Annotated in this window: 21 protein-coding genes; 15 read left to right on the top strand and 6 right to left on the bottom strand. The window is 43.8% G+C overall.

What is annotated here, in order from left to right:
• Nucleotides 1-176 precede the first annotated feature (176 nt).
• Together RGE70_RS06700 and RGE70_RS06705 are read left to right on the top strand one after the other, a co-directional pair.
• Nucleotides 177-1,010, top strand: a complete 834-nt coding sequence (locus RGE70_RS06700) for an ion transporter (RefSeq protein ID WP_310470730.1) — start codon at nt 177-179, stop codon at nt 1,008-1,010.
• 86 nt (nt 1,011-1,096) lie between these two features.
• Nucleotides 1,097-2,635: an MATE family efflux transporter gene (locus RGE70_RS06705; protein ID WP_310470731.1), complete on the top strand. Its 1,539-nt coding sequence runs from the start codon at nt 1,097-1,099 to the stop codon at nt 2,633-2,635.
• A gap of 30 nt (nt 2,636-2,665) precedes the next feature.
• On the opposite strand, the gene RGE70_RS06710 is transcribed toward RGE70_RS06705, so the two are convergent.
• Nucleotides 2,666-2,881, bottom strand: coding sequence for a DUF2986 domain-containing protein (locus RGE70_RS06710; protein ID WP_310470732.1), 216 nt, complete (start codon nt 2,879-2,881; stop codon nt 2,666-2,668).
• A gap of 239 nt (nt 2,882-3,120) precedes the next feature.
• On the opposite strand from RGE70_RS06710, the gene yqfB reads away from it, so the two are divergent.
• From yqfB to RGE70_RS06730, 4 genes are all read left to right on the top strand, one after another.
• A complete protein-coding gene (gene yqfB / locus RGE70_RS06715) occupies nt 3,121-3,426 on the top strand; it encodes a N(4)-acetylcytidine aminohydrolase (protein WP_310470733.1) in 306 nt (101 codons plus the stop codon).
• A gap of 258 nt (nt 3,427-3,684) precedes the next feature.
• Entirely contained in the window at nt 3,685-4,302 is a 618-nt protein-coding gene (locus RGE70_RS06720) for a TetR/AcrR family transcriptional regulator (RefSeq protein ID WP_310470734.1), read from the top strand.
• The gene (locus RGE70_RS06725; protein ID WP_310470735.1) at nt 4,302-5,633 is read left to right on the top strand and encodes an efflux RND transporter periplasmic adaptor subunit; all 1,332 of its coding nucleotides are present in this window, start codon (nt 4,302-4,304) and stop codon (nt 5,631-5,633) included. The genes RGE70_RS06720 and RGE70_RS06725 overlap by 1 nt, the downstream gene beginning before the upstream one ends.
• Nucleotides 5,630-8,746, top strand: coding sequence for an efflux RND transporter permease subunit (locus tag RGE70_RS06730; protein WP_310470736.1), 3,117 nt, complete (start codon nt 5,630-5,632; stop codon nt 8,744-8,746). The genes RGE70_RS06725 and RGE70_RS06730 overlap by 4 nt, the downstream gene beginning before the upstream one ends.
• Before the next feature lie 59 nt (nt 8,747-8,805).
• Here RGE70_RS06730 and RGE70_RS06735 read toward each other — a convergent pair whose 3' ends face one another.
• Both RGE70_RS06735 and RGE70_RS06740 read right to left on the bottom strand, forming a co-directional pair.
• Nucleotides 8,806-9,231 carry a hypothetical protein gene (locus RGE70_RS06735; RefSeq protein ID WP_310470737.1) on the bottom strand — a complete coding sequence of 142 codons (426 nt, stop codon included), beginning with the start codon at nt 9,229-9,231 and terminating at the stop codon, nt 8,806-8,808.
• A gap of 189 nt (nt 9,232-9,420) precedes the next feature.
• Entirely contained in the window at nt 9,421-9,849 is a 429-nt protein-coding gene (locus RGE70_RS06740) for a GFA family protein (protein ID WP_310470738.1), read from the bottom strand.
• Between the two features lie 305 nt (nt 9,850-10,154).
• On the opposite strand from RGE70_RS06740, the gene RGE70_RS06745 reads away from it, so the two are divergent.
• The 8 genes from RGE70_RS06745 to RGE70_RS06780 all read left to right on the top strand — a co-directional run bounded on the left by RGE70_RS06745 (nt 10,155) and on the right by RGE70_RS06780 (nt 17,225).
• A complete protein-coding gene (locus RGE70_RS06745) occupies nt 10,155-10,889 on the top strand; it encodes a DUF1538 family protein (RefSeq protein ID WP_310470739.1) in 735 nt (244 codons plus the stop codon).
• Nucleotides 10,890-11,675 carry a DUF1538 domain-containing protein gene (locus RGE70_RS06750; RefSeq protein WP_310470740.1) on the top strand — a complete coding sequence of 262 codons (786 nt, stop codon included), beginning with the start codon at nt 10,890-10,892 and terminating at the stop codon, nt 11,673-11,675.
• The gene (locus RGE70_RS06755; RefSeq protein ID WP_310470741.1) at nt 11,665-12,015 is read left to right on the top strand and encodes a P-II family nitrogen regulator; all 351 of its coding nucleotides are present in this window, start codon (nt 11,665-11,667) and stop codon (nt 12,013-12,015) included. The genes RGE70_RS06750 and RGE70_RS06755 overlap by 11 nt, the downstream gene beginning before the upstream one ends.
• Complete coding sequence (locus tag RGE70_RS06760) at nt 12,012-12,416, top strand: CBS domain-containing protein (protein WP_310470742.1); 405 nt, start codon at nt 12,012-12,014, stop codon at nt 12,414-12,416. Before RGE70_RS06755 ends, RGE70_RS06760 begins: the two co-directional genes overlap by 4 nt.
• 246 nt (nt 12,417-12,662) lie before the next feature.
• On the top strand, nt 12,663-14,111 hold the full coding sequence (locus RGE70_RS06765; protein WP_310470743.1) for an ABC transporter substrate-binding protein: 1,449 nt from the start codon (nt 12,663-12,665) through the stop codon (nt 14,109-14,111).
• Nucleotides 14,108-15,043 (top strand): ABC transporter permease, encoded by a 936-nt coding sequence (locus RGE70_RS06770; protein WP_310470744.1) that lies wholly within the window; start codon nt 14,108-14,110, stop codon nt 15,041-15,043. Before RGE70_RS06765 ends, RGE70_RS06770 begins: the two co-directional genes overlap by 4 nt.
• Complete coding sequence (locus tag RGE70_RS06775) at nt 15,040-15,837, top strand: ABC transporter permease (protein WP_310470745.1); 798 nt, start codon at nt 15,040-15,042, stop codon at nt 15,835-15,837. The genes RGE70_RS06770 and RGE70_RS06775 overlap by 4 nt, the downstream gene beginning before the upstream one ends.
• The gene (locus tag RGE70_RS06780) at nt 15,834-17,225 is read left to right on the top strand and encodes an ABC transporter ATP-binding protein (RefSeq protein ID WP_310470746.1); all 1,392 of its coding nucleotides are present in this window, start codon (nt 15,834-15,836) and stop codon (nt 17,223-17,225) included. The genes RGE70_RS06775 and RGE70_RS06780 overlap by 4 nt, the downstream gene beginning before the upstream one ends.
• Nucleotides 17,226-17,302: 77 nt before the next feature.
• Here RGE70_RS06780 and RGE70_RS06785 read toward each other — a convergent pair whose 3' ends face one another.
• The 3 genes from RGE70_RS06785 to RGE70_RS06795 form a co-directional block, all read right to left on the bottom strand.
• Nucleotides 17,303-18,322 (bottom strand): hypothetical protein, encoded by a 1,020-nt coding sequence (locus RGE70_RS06785; protein WP_310470747.1) that lies wholly within the window; start codon nt 18,320-18,322, stop codon nt 17,303-17,305.
• A 410-nt stretch (nt 18,323-18,732) separates the two neighbouring features.
• Complete coding sequence (locus RGE70_RS06790; protein ID WP_310470748.1) at nt 18,733-19,866, bottom strand: zinc-binding dehydrogenase; 1,134 nt, start codon at nt 19,864-19,866, stop codon at nt 18,733-18,735.
• 95 nt (nt 19,867-19,961) lie between these two features.
• Nucleotides 19,962-20,672, bottom strand: coding sequence for a glutathione S-transferase family protein (locus RGE70_RS06795; RefSeq protein ID WP_310470749.1), 711 nt, complete (start codon nt 20,670-20,672; stop codon nt 19,962-19,964).
• Between the two features lie 220 nt (nt 20,673-20,892).
• Here RGE70_RS06795 and RGE70_RS06800 point away from each other — a divergent pair, with 220 nt between their 5' ends.
• Nucleotides 20,893-21,804 carry a LysR family transcriptional regulator gene (locus RGE70_RS06800; protein ID WP_310470750.1) on the top strand — a complete coding sequence of 304 codons (912 nt, stop codon included), beginning with the start codon at nt 20,893-20,895 and terminating at the stop codon, nt 21,802-21,804.
• Nucleotides 21,805-21,822: the final 18 nt, after the last annotated feature.

Raw genomic sequence — 21,822 nt, forward strand, 5'->3', positions numbered from 1 at the left:
TTAATGTAGAGTATGTTACCTTAAAAATCTTGTTTGTAGATGTTAACTGCTAAGATTATTTTTGAGCTCTATTGGTTTGCATGTCACACTATTAATATCAACTACCTAATTACCTTGATAAATCAACATATGTTATTCGTTTTTGTAGGTCCTCATAGCAAGAGGCAAGACTAATCATGGAAAAAAACACTGAGTCTGAAAGTGTATTTAAACTTAAGCTTCGTCGTATTATTTTTGGCACCGACACTCCCGCAGGTCGTTTTTTCGATATCAGTTTAATTATCTGTATCATTTTGAGCGTGATATTGGTTTTTCTCGATACTGTCGCGTCGATACATGCTCAGTACGGTGAACTTATTGTTGCCCTAGAATGGGCCTTTACCGTTGTTTTTACGCTGGAATATATACTGCGACTGTATTGCTCTGCCCATACGTGGGGATACGCTAAAAGTTTTTACGGCGTTGTAGATTTGCTTTCTGTGCTGCCTACTTATCTAGCGCTGGTATTTCCTGGAGCTAATTTTACGATGGTGATTAGGGTCTTGCGATTGTTCAGGATCTTCCGAGTCTTTAAGTTATTACGCTACTTAAGTGAGGGAAACTTACTGTTGCGAGCCATGTTGCAATCGGGCCGTAAAGTGTTCATTTTTTTCTTTTCAGTCAGTTTGATTGTCGTGGTTTTGAGTTCAATAATGTATGTTGTTGAAGGGCCGAATAATGGCTTTAGTTCTATTCCTAAATCCATATATTGGACTATCGTTACTATTACCACCGTGGGTTACGGTGATATCACACCTGGGACGAATTTAGGCCAGGCGATAGCGGCCTTTACTATGCTGTTAGGGTATTCCATTATCGCGATCCCAACCGGCATATTAACGGCTGAAATATCGCAAGAAATTGGTAAACGTAAAGATTTACGCCGTTGCAGTAATTGCCTTAAAGATGGGCATGAGAATGATGCATTATATTGTGACAAGTGCGGCAGTGAACTTGAAGCTGATATTTAACGCAGCCAGACAGTTTAATCTATAGCTCTCATCCTATGTAACAGAGCTAAAAATGCGACAACATTAGCCTGTGGCTAAGAGGGTTTATGGCAGTAGCCAAATTTGTACAAGGTTCCATTTTACGCCATATCTTAGTAATGAGCTCGACTGGCGCCGTTGGTATTTCGGCGTTATTTATTGTTGATTTACTGGATGTTTTCTACCTTAGTATTCTTGGTGAGCAAGAACTTGCAGCCGCAGTGGGCTATGCTGGTGCGATTTCATATTTTACCACTTCAATCGGCATTGGATTATCTATTGCGCTAGGCGCATTGGTTTCTCGTTCAATTGGAGCCAAAGATACTGAAAAAGCGAAGCGCTTATTGCTCAACAGCGTCGTGGTTACTTTGCTGGTGAGCATTGTTGTTTCTGTTAGCGTATGTCTGTTTATCCCTGAGCTGTTATCTATTGTGGGGGCTAGGGGCCACACGGCAGAGCTGGCTGCGAGCTACCTTTATATTTTGGTACCGTCGTTACCATTGATCTGTTTAGCTATGGCGTTGGGTAATGCGCTGCGAGCCGTGGGTGATGCTAAGTTGTCGATGGTATCAACCTTAATTGGTGGCGGGGTCAATGCCGTATTTGATCCGATCCTTATTTTTATGTTTGCGATGGGAATAGAAGGCGCCGCCGTGGCTTCTGTTATGTCGCGCGTCGCCGTATTTATTGTTTCTGCACGAGGTGTTGTTGTTAAGCATCAGCTGTTTGGACGCTTTAATAAAGCACATTTTATTGCTGATTTAAAACCTATTTTTGCCATTGCTGGACCTGCAATGCTCACCAGTATTGCCACTCCTATTGGTAATGTCGTAGTTACACGAGCAATATCAGATTTTGGTGACAGCTATGTGGCTGGCTGGGCTGTGTTAGGTCGGGTGATCCCTGTGTCGTTTGGAATGATTTTTGCTCTGTCAGGTGCTATAGGCCCGATTGTTGGGCAAAACTTTGGGGCTCAACAGTATGACCGGGTGAAAGAGTCGCTTACCCGTGCAATTCAGTTTTGCTGTGCTTACGTGGTGGTCGTTTCGTTGCTGATGTTTTTGACACGAAACCAAATTGTGTCGGTGTTTGATATGAAAGGTGACGCGGCAGAACTCATATTGTTCTTCTGTACCTATATTGCCATATTTTTTATATTTTCTGGCATTTTATATGTCGCTAATGCCTCTTTTAATAATCTCGGTAAGGCTAAGTACTCTACGTTATTTAATGTTGGTAAGGCGACGGTCGGTACGATTCCATTTGTGTATTTTGGTGGACAGTGGTGGGGCGCATACGGTGTTTTAGTTGGTCAGGTTCTCGGTTCTATTATTTTCGGTGTCTTGGGCGTGATAGTGGCTTATCGTTTAGTTGAAAAGGTCAAAGAACAGCAAGCTGCTCAACCGAATAGCAGCACTACAAGCGAAGCCGTAATTAAAGTTGATAAAGTCACTGAGTTTGATGAGGAGTTAACGATGAGTAGCCAAAGTCCGTTGTCTTCGTCTTGTACCAATATGGCGATGATAACAGAAGAGCAAGACTGCGAAGCGAGTAATAAAGTGGCTGAGCTTATTGGTTTTAAAGGCGAAAAACCGCCAACCAAATAAGCTCAATTGCGTCCGACAGCGTGAGTTAAATTAACTGGCTGGACTTGTGTCAGTATCGTCAGTCGCTGTTGATGCTTCAGTTTCTGCAGCGTTTTGCGCCGCTAACTCTTCTGCAGCAAGTTTTGCTAAATTCTCAGCGCGTTCTGCTTTTGATACATATTTTTTGATCGTAGGCGGAGTGTGCTTGTTCAAACGAGCCTTGGCACGCTTAGCCGTCAATTTGATCATCTTCTGTTTTTTATTCATGTGTTCTCTACGATACGTTAATCTAAGAATAAGTTTAGCGTATTGTGCGCCAAGCTTGAAATCGGAAACGGATTTTACCCTAAACCTTACAGCTACGCTACTGTGTCGGTTGCTATTGTATTAACTATATCGTTCCTTTTTTAATGTTAGGGGGGAACTGCTCAATTTGTTAAGTCGAGGCTATTTCGGCTAAAAAAATGTTGTTAGGCTTACGGGGTCTATTTCTTTAGGTGTTAAACATGCAAACCATGACATTTTTTGAGCGATTTGAGCGTGATATTCTTGCCGGTCGAAAGACCATTACTTTAAGAGACCACAGTGAATCTTATTTCAAGGCTGACGAAACCGTGGTGGCAGCAAATTTAGAAACCGGCATTAGCTATGGTCAGTTGTATATAACTGATGTTGCTTGGGTTAATTTCGATGATTTAAATGAACATCATGCCCGTCAAGAGAACATGAGCCTTGCTGATTTAAAAAAGCTAATTAGAGAAATCTACCCTGAGATCGAGCAACTTTACCAAATCACGTTTAAATTACTTTAGTGTTTCTACGGATTACTATTAGGTTGAAGTGGTTACCCGTTTAGGTTTATGCCACACAATTTTGGCTGTTTAGATCGCATTTGTGTCAATAATGCCTGGCCATGTCACGCTTTGTGGCTGGCACACCTTTCTTACTTGTACGTACCTTTCGCGAGTCGTTATTCATAATGCAGGTTTTTGAATAACGATAAAACATGCAAAGTCTAGTTTGAAGCTATAAACTCGGCGCTATTCACTTGAATAACACCTGTACTCAACATGACTGAGATACCAACCCCAAATGATTCAGCAACCCAAGTCAGAGACAGTCTGCTGCGGGCTGCGCGTACTTGTTTTATCGCCTCAGGCTATGACAAAGTGAGCATTCGTCAAATTGCTGAAGAAGCTGGCGTGAATATGGCAATGATCCGCTATTATTTTGGTAATAAACTTGGTTTATTTGAAGCAATGATAACGGAGTTTATCGAGCCGATAGTTGCCCGCCGTAATTTGGTAAAAAACGAGCCATCTAAAACCGTAATGGCTGATGTTTTTAATGATTTTTATCATAATATGAACCTAACCCCAGGTTTTCCACGGTTTCTATTTAGCTTGATGAGTTCGGATCAATCTTCAGAAGCCAAAGGCGTAATCTTTAAGCTATTTGGCCCCGTTATTAGTCTCGTTGCGATACCGCAACACTTGTTTGATGATTCTTCAAGAGAAGAATATTTGTTAGTAAAAATGTCGATAATGAGTTTACTCATTTTTCCCTATATTATCCCCGCGCCAATGGCCGAGCTACATGGATTTAAATTAGATCAGGATTTCTACGCTCAATTGGCCCAACACAATATCAAACTGTTAGAAAACGGTTTATTTGGAGAAAAACAATAATGGATATGATCAAAGGTAAACGTTGGTATTTTTTCCCAGCATTAGCTGTGGGAGTTGTGATCTTGTTTACTGTTATTGCTTTAAAAGAGCATCCACCATTAGAAGAACAGGCTGAACCAAGTAAATTAGTCGATGTGATCCCATTAGCTAAAAGCCCTATTGTTGCTCAGGTAGATGCTTTTGGCCGTGTGGCACCCAAGGTGCAATGGCAGCTTTTGCCAGAAGTTGGCGGCAAAATTATTTACAAACACCCAGATCTAGAAGTGGGTAACATGCTGGCAGAAGGCACATTATTGTTGTCGATAGACCCACTCGATTATCAAATTCGCTTAGCACAGGCGCAAGCCGACAGAAAAGCCTTAGAAGGGCAGTTAGCGGGTAAAGACTTAACTCTTGCAAACTTAAAATTGTCGCTAGAAATCGAAACTAGCCGTTATGAACTCGTACTATCAGACTTAACCCGCCAAGAGTCGCTGAAAAAGCAAAACCTGATCTCGCAATCTGATCTTGATACTGAACGTCAGAATGTTTTAGCGCAAAAACAAAAAGTACAAGACTTAAACAACAGTATCAACTTGATGCCAAATGAGATTGAAGTACTGCAAGCTCAGTTACAACAAGCCTTAGCACAAGAACAAGAGGCACAAAGTCAGCTCGATAAAACTCAGATCCGCCTGCCGTTTGAAGGGCGTGTTGCTGAAGTGAGTGTTGAAAACAACCAAGTGGTATCTACGCAACAGGTATTAGCGCGCATTAACGGCACCGAAATTATGGAAGTTGAAGCGCAGTTATCAATAAATGACCTCATGACGCTGATGAAAACGGTTAAGCAGTCAAGCAGCCAATCTGATCAGTTACCTAGTGTTGAAATGCTCGGCTTATCGGCTGAAATCACCCTTAAAAATGACGTATATCAGTATCAATGGCCGGCCAAAATAAGCCGAATTGGTGAAACCGTTGACCCAACGTTGGCAACCGTTAGTGTCGTTTTGCAAGTTGAGCAGCAGTATCGTGAGCTTAAAGTTGGGCAGTCACCGCCTTTAGTTAACGGTATGTTTGTTAGTGCCCGCATTAAGGGTAGCGAGAAAGATTACTGGGTTGTGCCAGAGCGCGCGTTACACGGTGACAAGTTGTACTTAATGGATAGTGACGACCGATTGCAACTAATTGATGTACAAGTTTTATTCCGTCAAGAAGGCTTAGCTGCGGTACAAGGTGAGCTTAATGACAAAATGCAGTTAGTGCTTACCGACATTATTCCTGCAGTATCAGGCTTGGTATTGCGTAACAGTGCTAACCAAGCCAGCGATAATGAGGAGTCAGCGCAGTGATTGCTTATTTCGTAAAACATAAAACGGCGACAATGCTGTTAATGTTGACGTTTATCATACTCGGGCTCAAGGCGTTACCGCAGATAAAGCGCGAAACCTTTCCAGAGTTTTCGCCTAACTATATTAGTGCCACCGTGGTACTGCCTGGCGCATCTCCGCAAGATGTGGAAGAAAACTTGTGTTTACGCATGGAAGATGCCGTTGACACGTTAGGGAGTATTGTCGAAACCAAATGTGACGCGCAAGAAGGCGTTGCCGTGATGACATTAAAGCTGGATGATAAAGCGGATCTGGCGCGTAACCTTGTTGATGTACAAACAAAAATATCAGGGATTAAAGATTTTCCCGCTGAAATTGAACCGCCAATAGTTGAAGATCTTAATCGTAACGAACCGATTATTGATATTGCCTTATCGGCCGCGACAAGTAAGCCAGATTTAAAAGCTTATGCTGAGGATTTAAAGCGCAGGTTAAAGCTCGATACCAGTATTCGACAAGTGGTTATTGCCGGGTTTTCGCAGCATCAATTGTCGGTTGAAATCTCGCTCGATGCGCTAAAGCGTCTTGGGATGAGCGTGACGGATGTGGCTACCCAGATTGAGCAGCAAAATGTGCAGTTGCCAAGTGGTACCTTGGAGACTGCCAGTAAGAATATTCTTATCCGTTTTGACCAGCGTGAAGTTGAAATAGACAAGCTTAACGATATCGTTATTCGCTCTAATTCACAGGGTGGCATAGTGCGCCTAGGGGATATTGCTAAAATTAGCGACAGATTTGAGTTGAACGAAGAACACATTCGTTTTGATGGTAAAACAGCTGCAGTTTTAACGGTATACAAGAATAAGTCACAAGATTCATTGCGTTTAAAAGAACAAGTATTGAGCTTTTTAGAAGCGGAAAAGCTGCGCACGCCTAGTGGCGTAAGTGTCAGTACTTCTAATGACATGAGTTCCTTGTTGTGGGACCGTCTGAGCATGCTAGTTAAAAATGGTGCGCAAGGGGTGGTGTTAGTTTTTTTAAGTATGTGGTTGTTCTTTAACCTTCGCTACTCATTTTGGGTTGCCATGGGCTTACCCGTTGCGTTCATGGGTAGCTTGTTTTTTATGGCACAAGCGGGTTTGAGTATTAACATTATGACGCTGGTGGCATTTTTAATGGCTATCGGGATCATGATGGATGATGCCATCGTTATTTCAGAATCCATTGCTGCACATATTGAACGCGGATTGAATAAAACCGAAGCCGTGGTCCAGGGGGTTAAGCGTGTATTACCTGGGGTTGTATCATCCTTTTTAACCACTGCATTTATCTTTTCCAGTATTGCCTTTATGGAAGGCGATATGGGTAAAGTGCTGCGGGTGATCCCACAAACATTATTACTGATTTTAGCCGTCAGTTTAGTGGAAGCTTTTTTCGTATTACCAAACCATTTATCTCATGCAGCAGAAAAAAAGGACAACCGTTTCAAAGCTAGCCGTTTTAAAGTTGAGTTTAACCGCCGATTTGAAATTGTGAGAACAGTGCATTTGGTCAATGCTGTTGAGTGGGTTATTGCGTGGCGTTATGCCTTTATGGGCGCCTTGGTTAGTTTATTGTTGGTGTCTATTTCGTTAGCTGCGGGTGGCGTAATTAAGTTTATTGGTTTTCCAGAACTTGAAGGTGACGTACTTGAGGCCAGAATTGTTTTGCCACCGGGCTCAACAATGGCTCAAACAGAGTTAGTGGTAGAAAAAGTCGTTGCGACTGCCAAAAAACTCAATACTGAGTTATCTAAAAATGAAGGCGGCGAGCAATTAGTTAAACACATTACCGAGCGATTTAACTATAACAGTGACGCGAATGAAAGCGGCCCACATGTTGCCACGGTAAAAGTGGATTTGCTCAGCGCCGAAATTCGGCAAACCCTGCTTAGTACGTTCACTCGCGAGTGGGAAAAAGGCGTTGGGGAATTAGCAGACCCGATAGCAATCGTTTACAAGGCACCTTCAATGGGGCCAGCGGGTCGAGCAATTGACATTCGCTTGCGTGGTGATGATTTACAGCAGCTAAAATCTGCTTCGATTGAAGTGCAGCAATATCTTAACGGCTTTAATGGTGTGTCGGGTGTGATGGATAGCATGCGACCAGGTAAGTCTGAAATATTAATGACATTAAAGCCTGGCGCCGAAGCTTTTGGCGTGAATGGCATGATGTTAGCCAGTCAATTACGCGGAGCTTACTTTCATCAAACCGCAGATTTTATTCAAGTCGGGCCCGAGAGTATTCAAATTGATGTCCAGCTGGATAGAGCCGATGCGGCTAAGTTAGAAAACTTGTCTAACTTTCCGATTACGATCAGCACCACTGGCGAGCAGGTACCATTGTCAGCGGTAGCTAATTTTGATTGGCAACGTAACTACGTTAAAATTTCACGCCTTGATGGCATGCGCTTTGTTAGCATTACCGGCGAAGTGGACACTCACTTAGCCAATGCGAGTGAAATTAACAGTGCATTTAAAGCTGAACTGGCGCCTAAGTTGGTTGAACGTTATCCCGGAGTACGAGTAAGTTTTGATGGTGAAGTAAAAAATAGTGCCACAACACAAAACTCGATGGCATCTGGCTTTATTGTTGGGCTATTAGCCGTGTTTGCTATTTTAAGCTTACAGTTTAAGAGCTACTTAGAACCACTCGTCGTTATGGCTGTGATCCCATTAGGACTCATAGGGGTATTTTGGGGACATTTGCTACTTGGATTCTCATTGAGTTTACCCTCTATTCTTGGTTTTATTGCGTTATCTGGGGTGGTGGTGAATGACTCCATCTTGCTAGTGCAATATATTCGCTACCATGTAAAAGAGGGGCAAACGGTGCACCAAGCAGTGGTGAGTGCCAGTAAAGAGCGCTTTAGAGCGGTGTTTATTACCTCACTCACGACCGCTATGGGCATGTTGCCGCTGTTGTTAGAGACTAGTACTCAAGCACTTGTACTGCAGCCGCTGGTGGTGTCGATGGTGTTTGGTATTTTCGCATCAACGTCACTGGTGTTATTTATGGTACCGGCGTGTTACGCGATCCTTGAAGACTTCGGTAAAGTTAGCTTTAGTGATAAGAATAAGGACGTTACAGCTTAGGCTAGGGTGCCTTTATTTTAATAGCGAGGGCGTAAATACGCCCTCATTATTGAATTCGGTTAAGAATCAAACTTACTGATATCGCTATCAGTTGCCCCTTCATTACACTCACCCCGAATACTGCCTCTATCGTACTCAATTAAACGGCTGATCTCGATAAACCCTTCGCGGCAATAACCGGTCATTTCGATAGTACGGTTTAACCCTAGCTCTATTTTTTGAGTCCAATCGCTAAGGTCGGGTTCTTTGTAGTTGCTTGTCCCACGCTTTTTTTGCTGAGCGCGATGCTCATGAGGTAGAGAAGCTTGTTCATTACGTTCAGCATTCACTAATTCCGCTTTGTAGGTAAATAATTTTAAGCCATTACTTTTTATATCGGTTTTAAATGTGTCAGTTAACTGACCGGCGAACTCTTCAGGTTCGATGTGTACGGTATTACTACATGCACTGAGCAGCAAAATAAGCAGTAGGGGAGATTTTTTCATTATTTTTTGGCCACTATGGGTTTATATTTCCAGCATAACGTATATTTCAATAAGTTATCAGTGATAAGGCTCGATTATGTTCGAGGTTGACTACGGGCCAACATTAATTGTCTTGTCTGACTGGTTCTCAATGCTCAACGCCGCACTGGGCGTTCGATGCTGCAGTTAGCTTTACAATAGCGACAAGTATTAGTCAGTTTTTGACTGCGGGTATCGGGCACATTTGTCATTTAACGCAAGCCACTTTAGCTGGCTCTGGGTATAAATATGGTAGCTGGGTTGAACAAGGTTAGGGTTATCAAGCGATACAATTGCCAATGTAAGGTAGTTTTTATGGCGGGTATCTCTGTAGGTCAAAGACGCACCACATTGCTGGCAAAAACCACGGCGAACAAATTCAGAAGAGACAAATTCGGTTACTGCGCCGCTGAGCCAGCTCACTTCAGGTGTTTTAAAGTCCATCCATGCGCCTAATACTGACCCCGTGCTTTGTTGGCATTGGCGGCAATGGCAATAATCTGCTGCAAATGGTGCGGCGGATAATTCATAACGAACGGCACCGCATAGGCAGCCGCCTTGCAGTGAATAGTCGGTGGCTTGCGCAGTTTTCGTTGGCATGATGATACCTATTAACTGTGATGCGTTGTTGATGTGTTGAGCATATCGTTATATTGCAGTGTTGTCATTTTTGCCACGTTTTATCGCAAATATTCATTGGGCTGATAATCGTTGTTAATGCTCAAAGGTGGTTTTAAATATAGTTACGGCTAAATTCTAACCTATATAACCGAGTCGTTGCTGCAATTATGAGCAGCTACAGGTGCAAAATGATATGGATCATATATACGATTAAAAGTGTTAATTAGTTGTTGCGATTATTGTGTGTTTAGGCAAACTGAAGTTGTCGCCCCAAAGGAGTGAGTATGGCTTCAATCATCCAATTATTTAAGGCAATGTTGAACAGTTTTAAAGACTTAATCCCAATCATTTTTGTTGTGGGTTTCTTTGAAATTTTTGTGTTGCATCAGGCCCCTGATAATCTGTTCTCTATTCTTATCGGTCTTATTTTTATTATTGTCGGTTTAACCTTTTTTGTGTTTGGTCTAGAGATGGGCTTGTTTCCCATTGGCGAATCACTTGCACAAGCATTGGCAAGAAAAGGCAGTGTTTTTTGGTTAGTCATCTTTTCATTTTCGTTAGGCTTTGGTACGACCTTGGCCGAACCTGCCCTGACTGCGGTGGCGAATGAAGCGGCCAAGGTTGCTGCCAATGCGGGCGCGATTGTACAAAGTGAAGCATCAATGAGTAGCTACGCGATGGGCTTAAGGTTGACTGTCGCCATGTCGGTCGGTTTGGCGATATTACTCGGTGTGGTGCGGATTTTAAAAGGTTGGCCTATTCATTACATCATTATTGGTGGTTATATTTTGGTGATGGTGCTGACCTGGTTCGCACCACCAAATATTATTGGTATCGCTTATGACTCTGGCGGCGTGACGACATCAACTATTACCGTGCCTTTAGTCACTGCATTAGGGGTTGGTTTAGCTAGCGTGATTAAAGGGCGAAATCCCATGTTAGATGGATTTGGGTTAATTGCGTTTGCGAGCTTAATGCCAATGATATTTGTGCTTATCTACGGAATGGTGGTGCTGTAAATGGATATGCTAATAAAAGTACTTAATACATTAATGCTTACTGCCCGTGATGTTATTCCCATTGCCATTATTTTGTTTGGGTTTCAGCTCGGGGTGTTAAAAAGACCCATTGCGAATTGGCGCCGAGTGGCTGCCGGTTTTGTTTATGTTATTTTTGGTTTGAGCTTCTTTTTAGTTGGCCTCGAGTTGGCGCTATTTCCGATTGGCGAAGCGATGGCTGAACAGCTCACATCGCCGGCATTTATTCATGCTGATGACCCAACGGTGACAGTGAATGCTTGGCAAGATTATTATTGGGTCTATATTTTTGCCGCCGCGATAGGCTTTAGTACCACCATTGCAGAACCTTCGTTGATTGCAGTGGCCATCAAAGCCAATGAAGTCTCTGGTGGCAGTATTGGTATTCAAGGGCTTCGGATCTCGGTTGCAATTGGTGTGGCATTTGGGATCTCGTTAGGATGTTTTCGCATTGTTGTTGGCGACCCGATTCATTACTACATCATGGCGGGCTATATCATCGTGGTGATCCAGACCTTTTTCGCCCCCAAAATGATTGTCCCACTGGCATATGATTCCGGTGGGGTAACAACCTCAACAGTAACGGTGCCGCTAGTTGCTGCACTGGGCTTAGGCTTAGCGACGAATGTCGACGGTCGTAATCCGTTGATTGATGGTTTTGGACTGATTGCCTTCGCTAGTTTATTTCCGATGATCACCGTAATGGGCTATGCCCAATTGGTTGAATACAAAAATAAAACTCAAAAGGAGCGAAATAATGCGCTTTAAACTGATCATTGTTTTCATTGATGACGCATGCACAGACTTGGTTTTAGATGCGGCGCGTAGCAAAGGTGCTACTGGCGCCACGGTGATAAATCATGCCCGTGGTGAAGGGTTAAAAAAACAAAAAACCTTTATGGGGTTGTCGCTCGATATCCAACGTGATGTGGTTTTACTGTTGGTCGAAGAGCACTTAAGCCGTTCAATTTTAGAGACGGTAAGCAAAGTGGGCGAGTTTGATAGCGATTCTGGTAAAGGGATTGCCATTCAGATTGATGTCGAAGATGCGGTGGGGGTGGCACACCAAGTACAAAAACTAAGCCATGATATCGAGGATCAAATATGAACAGTAGAAAGCTAATAAAAAATCACGATGTGATGTGCCAAGACTATGCCATGGTTGATGGTTTGCAAACAGTTGCAGAGGCAATTGAGCAAGCTGTGTCGCACAAAGTGAATGTATTGTTTGTGAATAAGCGAAATGATGATGACGAATATGGCATGGTGCTGATGAGTGATATTGCTAAAAAAGTATTAGCACAAGACAAAGCGCCTGAGAGAGTGAATATTTACGAAATCATGGTTAAACCGGTATTAGCGGTTAATGGCAATATGGACGTTCGTTACAGTGCGCGACTGTTTAATCGTTTTGGAATTACCAAGGCTCCGGTTATTGAAGAGGGTAAAATTATTGGCCTTGTGAGTTATCATGATATTGTGCTTAAGGGCATGATTAGTCGGCCGTAAGTCACTATTTGTTAAAGCGCAGCATTAATGCTGCGTTTTAACTTTTAAAATCCGCGTAATGCTACATAAGCGTGACCTTGTCGACAGAAATTTTATCTGATTTAAGAAAAAATGAGCCCCCATAATATCTCGCTCTTTTGCTTGAGGCTCATCATTAAGTATTTAAATAATAGAACAATCCTTACCCTTGTTGCCTATCTTGTTTTGACCTTTAATCTCGGCTGTACCCCTTCTGCAAGGCAAGACTTGATAACCGTTAGCGGCCCATTTGAAGCCATCAGCTTAGATTTAGCTAAAGCGGGATATATTTTTAGTCGGTTGCAAATAACGCAAACCCTTGTTGATGTTGATCAGAACGGCACATTAATTCCTGGTTTAGCCACTTCTTGGGAAAGCGATAAAGATGCCACCGTATGGCGTTTTCAACTACGCAAAGGGGTGTTGTTTCATGACGGCACGACTATGGATGCCAGTGCTGTAGTGAAAAGTATGCAAATAGCGTTGAGCAAACCGGCGCCATTTAATACTGAGCTAGTTAAACAGGTCTCCGCTATTGACACCAATACGGTTGAATTTACCTTACACCACCCATACCGCTCTTTTGCTGCCATTTTATCTAATTATACGACTGCTATTTTGGCGGCCAGTTCATTTGACAGTTCAGATGAAATCGTTAAATTAACTGCCACCGGTCCCTATCAAATGAACAAGTTTGAACCGCCGCATAGAGTTAGTGTGCGCCGTTTTGAACACTATTATGGCGAAAACGCGAAGATTGCTTTTGTTGATTATATTACCGGTCACCGTTCTGAAAGTCGTGCGTTAATGGTGCAGGGTGGCAGTGCTGATATCGTTTATAATCTCGATCCCGCCAGCGTACAGCTGTTAAATCATGCGCCAAACGTGAGCGTTGACTCTACGGCGATCCCCAGAACCATTTTAATTAAACTGAATGTTGCCGATCCGCTGTTAGCGTCTGCTGCCGTTCGCCAAGCGCTCAGTATGGCGGTTGACAGAAATGGAATCGCCAATGGAATCATGCATCTACCTGATTCACAAGCAAATCAGATATTTGGCCCTGCAATGGGTAAGTGGCATGTAAAATCACTCGCTAAACCTCGGCTCGAGCTTAAAACGGCAAAGGCAATATTGGCGCGTGAAGGTTGGTTGCCTAATGACGCGGGCTTGCTATATAAACAAGGTAAACCGTTCAAACTTAGTATGGTGACTTATGCCAACAGGCCTGAGTTGATTGTGATAGCCACCGCCATACAGGCGCAGTGGGCTAAATTGGGAATACAGCTTGAGATCCAGATGGAAAACGCCAGTGCCATCCCTTCTGGTCACGCTGACGGCTCGTTACAAACGGCGCTGATGGCGCGTAATTTGGGCAATATTCCTGATCCAATGACGGTACTACTAGCTGACTTTAGCTCCGTAAAAGGTGGCGGTTGGGGGCCGATGAACTGGGATGATCCTGCGTTTTTTGAGTTATTGCAACATGCAGCTAAAGCTACTGGGGCTGAATATACTCACTCTGTCCAGCAATTGAGCTCGCACTTGGCTGAGTCTTTACCGATGATCCCGGTACTGTATTACGTCCAGCAATCTGGAGTGGCTAACCGAGTTAAAGGGTTTAGTTTTGACCCCTATGAGCGCTCCTTTCGCCTTGCCCAAATGGAGTTGCTGCCGTGAAACAGATCTTAGTTAAGCGGTTAGTGCAATTATTGATGATGGCTTGGAGTGTCGGAACCATTACCTTCATTCTTGGGCGTATGTTACCCGGCGATATGAGTTATAAAATTGCAGCGGGTCGCTACGGGGAAGATGCCGTAACTACTGCCGCTGCCGCCTCTGTTAGCCAAGAATTAGGTTTAAATGACCCTGCATGGCTGCAATATTTGCACTGGTTAGCAGAGTTACTGCAGTTTAATTTAGGCACTAGCTTAGTCAGTGGTGCGCCGATTGTGGCGGAGTTGCAGCATCAGCTTGGTTACACATTATTGTTAGCTTGTTCTGCTTTACTTTTGTCAGTGGTTATCGCGATCCCTTGGGGCTTAGCATGCGGTTTTAAAGCCAATAAATGGTTTGACCGTGGTGGCTTACTGCTTTCTACATTAATTCGTTCGCAGCCAGTATTTTGCCTCGGCTTATTACTTATTTTACTGTTTTCACTTTATTTGTCGTGGTTTCCGGTGGCGGGTTTCCATTCTGCAGCCCATCTGTTTTTACCGTCATTAACCTTGGCGCTCAGTCTGGCTGCGCTTTCAAGCCGAGTGATAAGAAACAGTACCGTAAAAGTAATTGGTAGCGACTATTACTTGTTTTCTAAGGTAAAAGGCCTCAGTGACAGCCAAACATTCAGGCGCCATGGTGCTCGAAATATTGCTTTGCCAGTGGTTGCGTTTATGGGTATTCAGTTGGTGGGCCTGATTGAAGGGGTCATTATGATTGAAAGCTTATTTGCTTGGCCCGGCATTGGTCATGGCTTATCGCACGCTGTTTTTTCTCGCGATATTCCCATGTTACAAGGTACTGCGCTGGTATGCGGCATGCTATTTGTGTTGATCAATACGCTGGTTGATATTAGTTGTCATTTATTAGATCCCCGGAGCAAAGTCAGATGAACAATATTTTGCAGCGTCTTTCGGCTGGGCAATGGCTTGGAGCGGCAATACTACTGATGCTAGTTGTTACGGCATGGCTTGTTCCGTTACTGGGTTATGATCAGCCCAATGCTCAAAATCTGCAACACAGTTTTGCCGGCATAAGTGCGAAGTTTCCACTAGGGTCTGATCAATTTGGCCGCGATATGTTGGCGCGGTTAGCTGCAGCGGTCAGGTTGTCGTTAGGGCTAAGTTTATTATGTGTAGTTACTGCAGCCATTCTGGGCGTGTCATTGGGGGTTATGGCTGCATGGGGAAGCCAAACCGTTGACAGCATTATTAACTTTGTTGCTAATACGGTAATGTCACTGCCGGGGTTAGTGTTGGTATTATTGGTTGCAGGATTATCGCCGGGCTCATTTGTGATGTTGTATGTCGGCATTGCATTGACGCTGTGGGTTGAGTATTTCCGTGTGGTAAGGGCTAGCGTTAAACCGTTAATTAATAGTCTTGAAATACAGTCCTCGATGATGCTTGGCTTTGGCCGTTGGTATATTTTTCGACGTCACATTTGGCCTGCAATTGCGGGGAATGTGATGACTATGGCTGTATTTGGTGCCGCCACCTCTATTTTAATGATGGCTGCCACAGGCTTTGTTTATGCTGGGCTCAAGCCGCCAACGGCAGAGCTTGGGCTCATGATTGTGGAATTGTTTCCCTATTTTGCTCAAGCAACGTGGGTGCTGATCCAACCGTTAGTGGTCATGCTGTTAATGGTGTTGGGTTTTAATTTACTCGCGGGGCAGCAAGAATGAATGAGCTGATCGCGATTAAGAATTTACAGATTGGATCAGGTAATGACATTTTAGTCCACCACCTATCTTTGACGTTAAAGCGCGGTGAGCCGCTAACCATCCTAGGTGAAACCGGCTCTGGTAAAAGCCTATTGGCACACGCCATTATGGGAACCTTGTCGAGCGATTTAAACTGCACTGGCACTATCGCACTCAACGGTGAAGTAAAATCAACGCCTGAGCGTCGTCAGTATTGGGGGCATAGTCTGACTATGTTGCCGCAGGAGCCTTGGCAGTCTTTAGACCCGATTATGAAAAGCCGTGAGCAAGTGGCAGAGGTTTATAAAGAGGTGCAGGGGCACAGTGCACCGCAAGCGAGTCGTGCAGCACAAGCGCAACTTAGTCGGTTAGGTTTGACTGATGTTGAACACAAGTTGCCTTTGCAACTGTCTGGCGGTATGGCACAACGGCTCGCCTTTGCCGCTGCTACGGCTGCTGGCGCAGGCATTATTATTGCCGACGAACCGACTAAAGGCCTTGATAATCACCAGCGCAACAGCATTGTGAGTATTTTAAAGGCCCAAACTCAGGACGGCGGCCTGCTTACCATTACCCATGACGTTGAAGTTGCAAAACAGTTAGGTGGAAAGATTATTGTTATGCGCCATGGACAGGTGTTAGAGCAGGGGGAGGCTAGCCATGTTTTGTCGGCGCCCAGTAGTGATTATGCAAAAGCACTTATTGCCGCCGCGCCTTGCCATTGGTCTCCTATGCCGACGGGTAATGTTAAGCAACCACTTGTTGAGGTAAAAGCCCTCGCGCAGCAACGCAATGGGGTCACGCTGTTTAAAAATCTTTCTTTTACTTTGCATTGTGGTGAGGTGATCGGATTATTTGGTGACAGTGGTTGTGGCAAAAGTACTTTAGGCGATACCTTGCTTGGTTTATTACAACCGAGCGCTGGGAGTATTAATTGGCAACAACAAATAAAACGGCATCAAAAACTAAAGCTCTATCAAGATCCGCCTAGTAGTTTTAGCGCAGCTACTTCGTTAGCCACCTTATTGCATGATGTGGTGCGCCTACACAAGTTAGATCCCGCTGAAATTTCAGCGTTATTATCGCCGTTAAACCTGACAGATGAGCTACTTTGCCGTTGTAGTCATGATGTTAGTGGTGGAGAGCTGCAGCGAATTGCGTTGCTGCGCGCCATGCTACTGTCACCTAAACTACTTGTGGCTGATGAGCCAACATCTCGGTTAGACCCTATCACAGCGCAGCAAATTATCACCTTGTTAGTTGATAATGCCCGGCAACAACAGTGCGGGTTAATTCTAATTAGCCATGATGAAGCTTTGCTCAAAAAAGTGTGTAATAAGGTGATATACCTGCAAGATTACGCTAGCTGAGCTGCGGGCAGTATTTGCTATGCTAGACGTGAATATGAGTGCACCTCAACGGGGCACTCATAGCGTGAGGCTAAGCGTTAAAGTTTATGCAGCAGCTTAGTGATCCCATGTTTAATATCCCCATCAATATGGCCTAAAAACGTTTCAAACTTCTGTTTTTCTTGTTGTTTAATAAAGTTTAGATCGGGCTTAAATGGGCTGCCATCAAAGTACTTAGCACTCGTGCCCGGTCCATCTGGTGAGCCGTGATCCGCATCAATTGAATCTCGCCATCGCTGCGCATGGGTGCGCCACTCTTCTTTATCAACTAATTGGGGTTGGGTAAACCATACATTCCAGGTCAGCACATTGCCATTTTGCAGCATATTGCCAGAACCTAGGTTGAAAATATCTAAGATAAATTTGTTAAACCCATCTACGACGGGGTAACCGGTTTTTACTGGTGCGCCAATTTGCACTTCAATGTTACCTACCGACCACGCCTCTGGGTGTTTGGCAAACTCTGGCACGCTAAAGCCAGTACTTTCACCGCTCAAAAAAGGGAATATTGGGTTTTCTGGTGCATTAACTTTAGAGGTGAGAATAACAATTGCGTTGGCTTTGTCGGACGGAAACGGCTGTTTGTTTTGTTCAAAGTGGTCCCATAACAGCTTAACCAATGGGTTTTGTTTTGCACCTGGGCTAAACCATACTTTTCCTACCACGCTCATATCTGCTGCAAACTTTTGATCGTTTTCATCGACCCAACCTCTTTGACCTGTCACGGTCACTTCAACATTTAGAGTGCCTAATGTGGGGGATGAGATCCCTTGTTGAGGGCAGATAATTGAATAAACCCTGCCGGTGTCGGTATAACCAAGCCGTGAGATGTAAGGGGCGAACATTTGATAACAGCGTTTTGGATCACTAGCGCCTTTATCAGTTTGCCAGCTAAACTCAGGCCATTTAATTGGCTGTTGGCGTTGCAGTAAGTCGATGTTGGCCATGTTGTCTAACATTGGCAGTGAAGTTAAGTTTGGGGTGGGGTAAGCAAACTCGGGGTTAGATCCGGCAAAGCCGCCAATCCATCCTGGTAGGGTGCTGTTGTCATTTTGCATATAAATTTCTGTCCTATATGTATGAATTAAAAGACAGTACAAACTGTTAAACCGCTCCTGATTAACGCTATCTTGTTGAAAATAAGCTAGCAGTTTAAACAATAAAAAAGTATTAGCCTTAGTTACTGATGCAATACATATTTATCAACAAAAACACTGATTAAGCTTAGGTCGGGCAATGGTGTGGGTGGCGAGTTAAGCCTGTGCTGATGTGGGTCAAGCTAGGCTGTATTGGTAAGCAATTTGCTGAATTGAAAGCCGTTAATTTAGATTATCAGGCAGGTGACGTTAATAACATATTGTAAGTTGTGTCTGGTATCGATACTTAACGTAACCTCAATGACGGATAAAGCTGAGGCATGAATGATGGGTCACTCACCTTGCGCCTCAGCTTTTGAGTTAGTTATTTATCAGTTACTTTTTTGAGGAGTGATTAAGTACTTTTCTCCGGTAGCTTGTTTTCCGTAAGAGGCTATCGACGCTAATTGTAATGCTTCAGCCAATGACACTTCATGTGTGTAGTGGCTAGCAAAGGTTGTGGTAATTTCATCAGCTACACGTTTACGCATTGCTACAACGGTTTCAGTCCCTAATTTGCCAAGTGCATTAAATAGTAAGAAACCATTAACCCCCCAAGCAAAACCAAAGTTACGGTTTAGCGAAATAGGGCCACGGTTTAATGCGCCATAAATGTAAACCTGCTTGAAAGTATCAGAGCCATATACGCTGTGTTCTTTCATGTCTCGAGCCGCAGCCACTTCCATACAATTAAGTATGTCACTGGTTAATCGACCGCCACCAATGGGGTCAAAGGCGATGGTTGCACCGGTTTCAATAATGGCGGCGGTTAAATCAGTTATAAAGGTCTCGCTGCTTGAATTAACAACATATTTTGCGCCCATATTACGCAGTAATGTTTCTTGCTCTGTTTTGCGTACAATGTTAATTAAGTCAACACCATCGGCAATACAAATACGATTTAACATTTGACCAAGGTTCGATGCTGCCGCGGCATGAATAATGGCTTTATGCCCTTCGGCACGCATAGTTGCCACCATCGCTAATGCGGTCAATGGATTGACAAAAGAGGAGGCGCCTTCTTTGGCAGTCGTCCCATCTTTTAAGACTAAACAGCTGCGTACATTAGCAGCTAAATATTGTCGGTAAGTGCCGCCGCCGATGACCGCAACTGTTTTACCCATTAATGCTTGTGCAGCGGGCGATGATCCTGCTGCGACCACGGTGCCGGCGCCTTCATTCCCCACTGGGGTGGCTTTACCTACGCGGGTTTTAACTGCTGGCATAAATTGAGCAGGAACATCAGCAGTTATAACTGGGTTGACGTCAGAGCCTGATTGGCTGGCAGATGTCATATTTGCAACGCTGAACATAACGGCCAAGTCAGATGGGTTTAGTGGTGCCGCTTCAATGCGAATAACCACTTCATCGGCAGAAGGTTGTGGTATGGCGATGTCGGTTAACGCCAGTGTGAGTTTATTGTCTTCACTGATGGTTGAGGTCAGTTGAGTATTTTTATCTGTCATTAGAGTGTTGCTCCTGCAAATATGTTGTTGACCAATCGCACGACTGTATCGGGCTTTAATTGTTCTGAGTTTGTTTTTGAATAATTTAATAACATTTATTTTGGCATTCTTTGAATTGAACTTGCCTGTTTTGCTGCGTTAGCTGCTTGGAGCTGATCTTTCACTGTTTGGATAAACTCGGGCATATTGGCTTGCCGATCGGCTTCTATGCTTTGAGCAATAGCAGATTGACTCATCGATGTGTTCCACTCTTTCATTGCGGGGATTTGAGCAAGAATATCCCAATTAAGTTGGCTGGAGCCAAATGAGCTAACTACGATATTGACGTAATATACATAGATGTCTGCCATGGTAAATTTCTCGCCTGCTATCCAGGGGGAAAATTTGGCCAAGCGACTTAAGGCGGTAATACCGCGGTGTAATACTTGGCGAACTTCGTTGGTTACCGACTCTGGCACTTTGACGCCTGAAAATGCATAGGGGATAAGCCGTCTACTGGGAAGTTCGAAATAGAGTTCGGCCATTTTCATTATTTGGCGTACAACGGCTCGCTCTTCAGGGTTGTCAGGGGAAAGTGGTATTGCAGGATAGGCCTCTTCAATAAAGTCACAAATAACGCTCGACTCTGAAATATTAACGCCTGCTGGTGTGGTGATAACCGGCACTTTAGCCGCAGGGCTGATGGCCTTTAACGCATCACTACCACCGTAAATAAGTTGTTCTTCAAATGGCAGCTGTTTGTGCATTAGTACGTGTTTTACTAGGTTGTAATAGTTGCTTGCGGCAAAGCCGTGCAAAGTCATCATAAGTGTGTTTTCCGTCATTAACATGAGAGTTGTTCATTGCTAAAAACGCAACTAACGCTTCTATGATTATCTCGCCGCTATATGCATCAAGCTGGTAAGGTTTAGTGCATTATTACTGGTTTTAATATGGTCATATATAAGCTAAAACGCAGTTCACTATTGCTTTTAAGGCAATAATGGCGCAAAAATGCCTAGGCATTCAGTTAATGGAGAGGATGAGTTGGATCAACTACGTGCTATACGGTATTTCAGTAAAGTTGTCGAAACCGGCAGTTTTACCAAAGCGGCCAGTGTGTTTAATGTGCCGCCATCATCGTTATCGAGGCGAGTTGCTGATTTAGAGATGAGTTTGGGAGCGACACTGTTAAAGCGCTCGACCCGAATGGTTAAGCTGACAGAAGTAGGCCAAATATATTATAACGATGTACAACAAATATTAAATCAACTAGAACAGAGCCATGAAACGGTACGGAGCTACCAAACAACGCCTATGGGGCGCTTACGTATAAGCTCGATGGTGGGTTTTGGTGACAAAATATTACTGCCTTTGTTAGATGAGTTCAGCAAGATCTACCCTGAAATTGTATTAGATGTCAGTTTAAGTGATGAGTTATCAACGCTCGGACGTGACGATGTTGATATTGCAATTCGTGGCGGCTATGCGCCTAATGAGCGCGTATTGGCGATAAGGCTTATGGACAATGGCTTTATTCCTGTGGCTTCACCAGAATACGTAAATAAGTACGGAATGCCTAATAATGCGATGGAGTTAAAACAACATAAAGGCCTATATTTTAAAACACCAACAGGGCCAACACCTTGGTTGTGTAATATCAATGGCCAATGGCTGGATGTTTCTGGGCCCGCAGTAGCGATTTCAAATAATGGCCCATGGTTGGCGAAAAAAGCCTGTAATGGTGAAGGCATTTTAATGTCAACACGATGGGCGTTAGTTTCACACCTTGAATCTGGGCAGTTACAAGAACTTAAGTTTGAGCATGAGCTGGCTATAACGCAAAATTCTGATATGGCAGTTTATTTGTTATATCAAAAACAGCGCTATTTGGTGCCAAAAGTTAAAGCCGCGGTTGATTTTTTGGTCGACAGAATCAAAGTCGCTAATGAAATTTAAATCCAAATGGCCCAGACT

Source organism: Shewanella youngdeokensis (assembly GCF_033180165.1).
In the GTDB taxonomy this organism is placed as follows: domain Bacteria; phylum Pseudomonadota; class Gammaproteobacteria; order Enterobacterales; family Shewanellaceae; genus Shewanella; species Shewanella youngdeokensis.

What these genes read in the sequence shown, in the direction of transcription:
- RGE70_RS06700 (WP_310470730.1), top strand. Translation starts at nt 177, where the DNA reads ATGGAAAAAAACACTGAGTCTGAAAGTGTATTTAAACTTAAGCTTCGT.
- RGE70_RS06705 (WP_310470731.1), top strand. Translation starts at nt 1,097, where the DNA reads ATGGCAGTAGCCAAATTTGTACAAGGTTCCATTTTACGCCATATCTTA.
- RGE70_RS06710 (WP_310470732.1), bottom strand. Translation starts at nt 2,881, where the DNA reads ATGAATAAAAAACAGAAGATGATCAAATTGACGGCTAAGCGTGCCAAG.
- yqfB (WP_310470733.1), top strand. Translation starts at nt 3,121, where the DNA reads ATGCAAACCATGACATTTTTTGAGCGATTTGAGCGTGATATTCTTGCC.
- RGE70_RS06720 (WP_310470734.1), top strand. Translation starts at nt 3,685, where the DNA reads ATGACTGAGATACCAACCCCAAATGATTCAGCAACCCAAGTCAGAGAC.
- RGE70_RS06725 (WP_310470735.1), top strand. Translation starts at nt 4,302, where the DNA reads ATGGATATGATCAAAGGTAAACGTTGGTATTTTTTCCCAGCATTAGCT.
- RGE70_RS06735 (WP_310470737.1), bottom strand. Translation starts at nt 9,231, where the DNA reads ATGAAAAAATCTCCCCTACTGCTTATTTTGCTGCTCAGTGCATGTAGT.
- RGE70_RS06740 (WP_310470738.1), bottom strand. Translation starts at nt 9,849, where the DNA reads ATGCCAACGAAAACTGCGCAAGCCACCGACTATTCACTGCAAGGCGGC.
- RGE70_RS06745 (WP_310470739.1), top strand. Translation starts at nt 10,155, where the DNA reads ATGGCTTCAATCATCCAATTATTTAAGGCAATGTTGAACAGTTTTAAA.
- RGE70_RS06750 (WP_310470740.1), top strand. Translation starts at nt 10,890, where the DNA reads ATGGATATGCTAATAAAAGTACTTAATACATTAATGCTTACTGCCCGT.
- RGE70_RS06755 (WP_310470741.1), top strand. Translation starts at nt 11,665, where the DNA reads ATGCGCTTTAAACTGATCATTGTTTTCATTGATGACGCATGCACAGAC.
- RGE70_RS06760 (WP_310470742.1), top strand. Translation starts at nt 12,012, where the DNA reads ATGAACAGTAGAAAGCTAATAAAAAATCACGATGTGATGTGCCAAGAC.
- RGE70_RS06775 (WP_310470745.1), top strand. Translation starts at nt 15,040, where the DNA reads ATGAACAATATTTTGCAGCGTCTTTCGGCTGGGCAATGGCTTGGAGCG.
- RGE70_RS06780 (WP_310470746.1), top strand. Translation starts at nt 15,834, where the DNA reads ATGAATGAGCTGATCGCGATTAAGAATTTACAGATTGGATCAGGTAAT.
- RGE70_RS06785 (WP_310470747.1), bottom strand. Translation starts at nt 18,322, where the DNA reads ATGCAAAATGACAACAGCACCCTACCAGGATGGATTGGCGGCTTTGCC.
- RGE70_RS06790 (WP_310470748.1), bottom strand. Translation starts at nt 19,866, where the DNA reads ATGACAGATAAAAATACTCAACTGACCTCAACCATCAGTGAAGACAAT.
- RGE70_RS06795 (WP_310470749.1), bottom strand. Translation starts at nt 20,672, where the DNA reads ATGATGACTTTGCACGGCTTTGCCGCAAGCAACTATTACAACCTAGTA.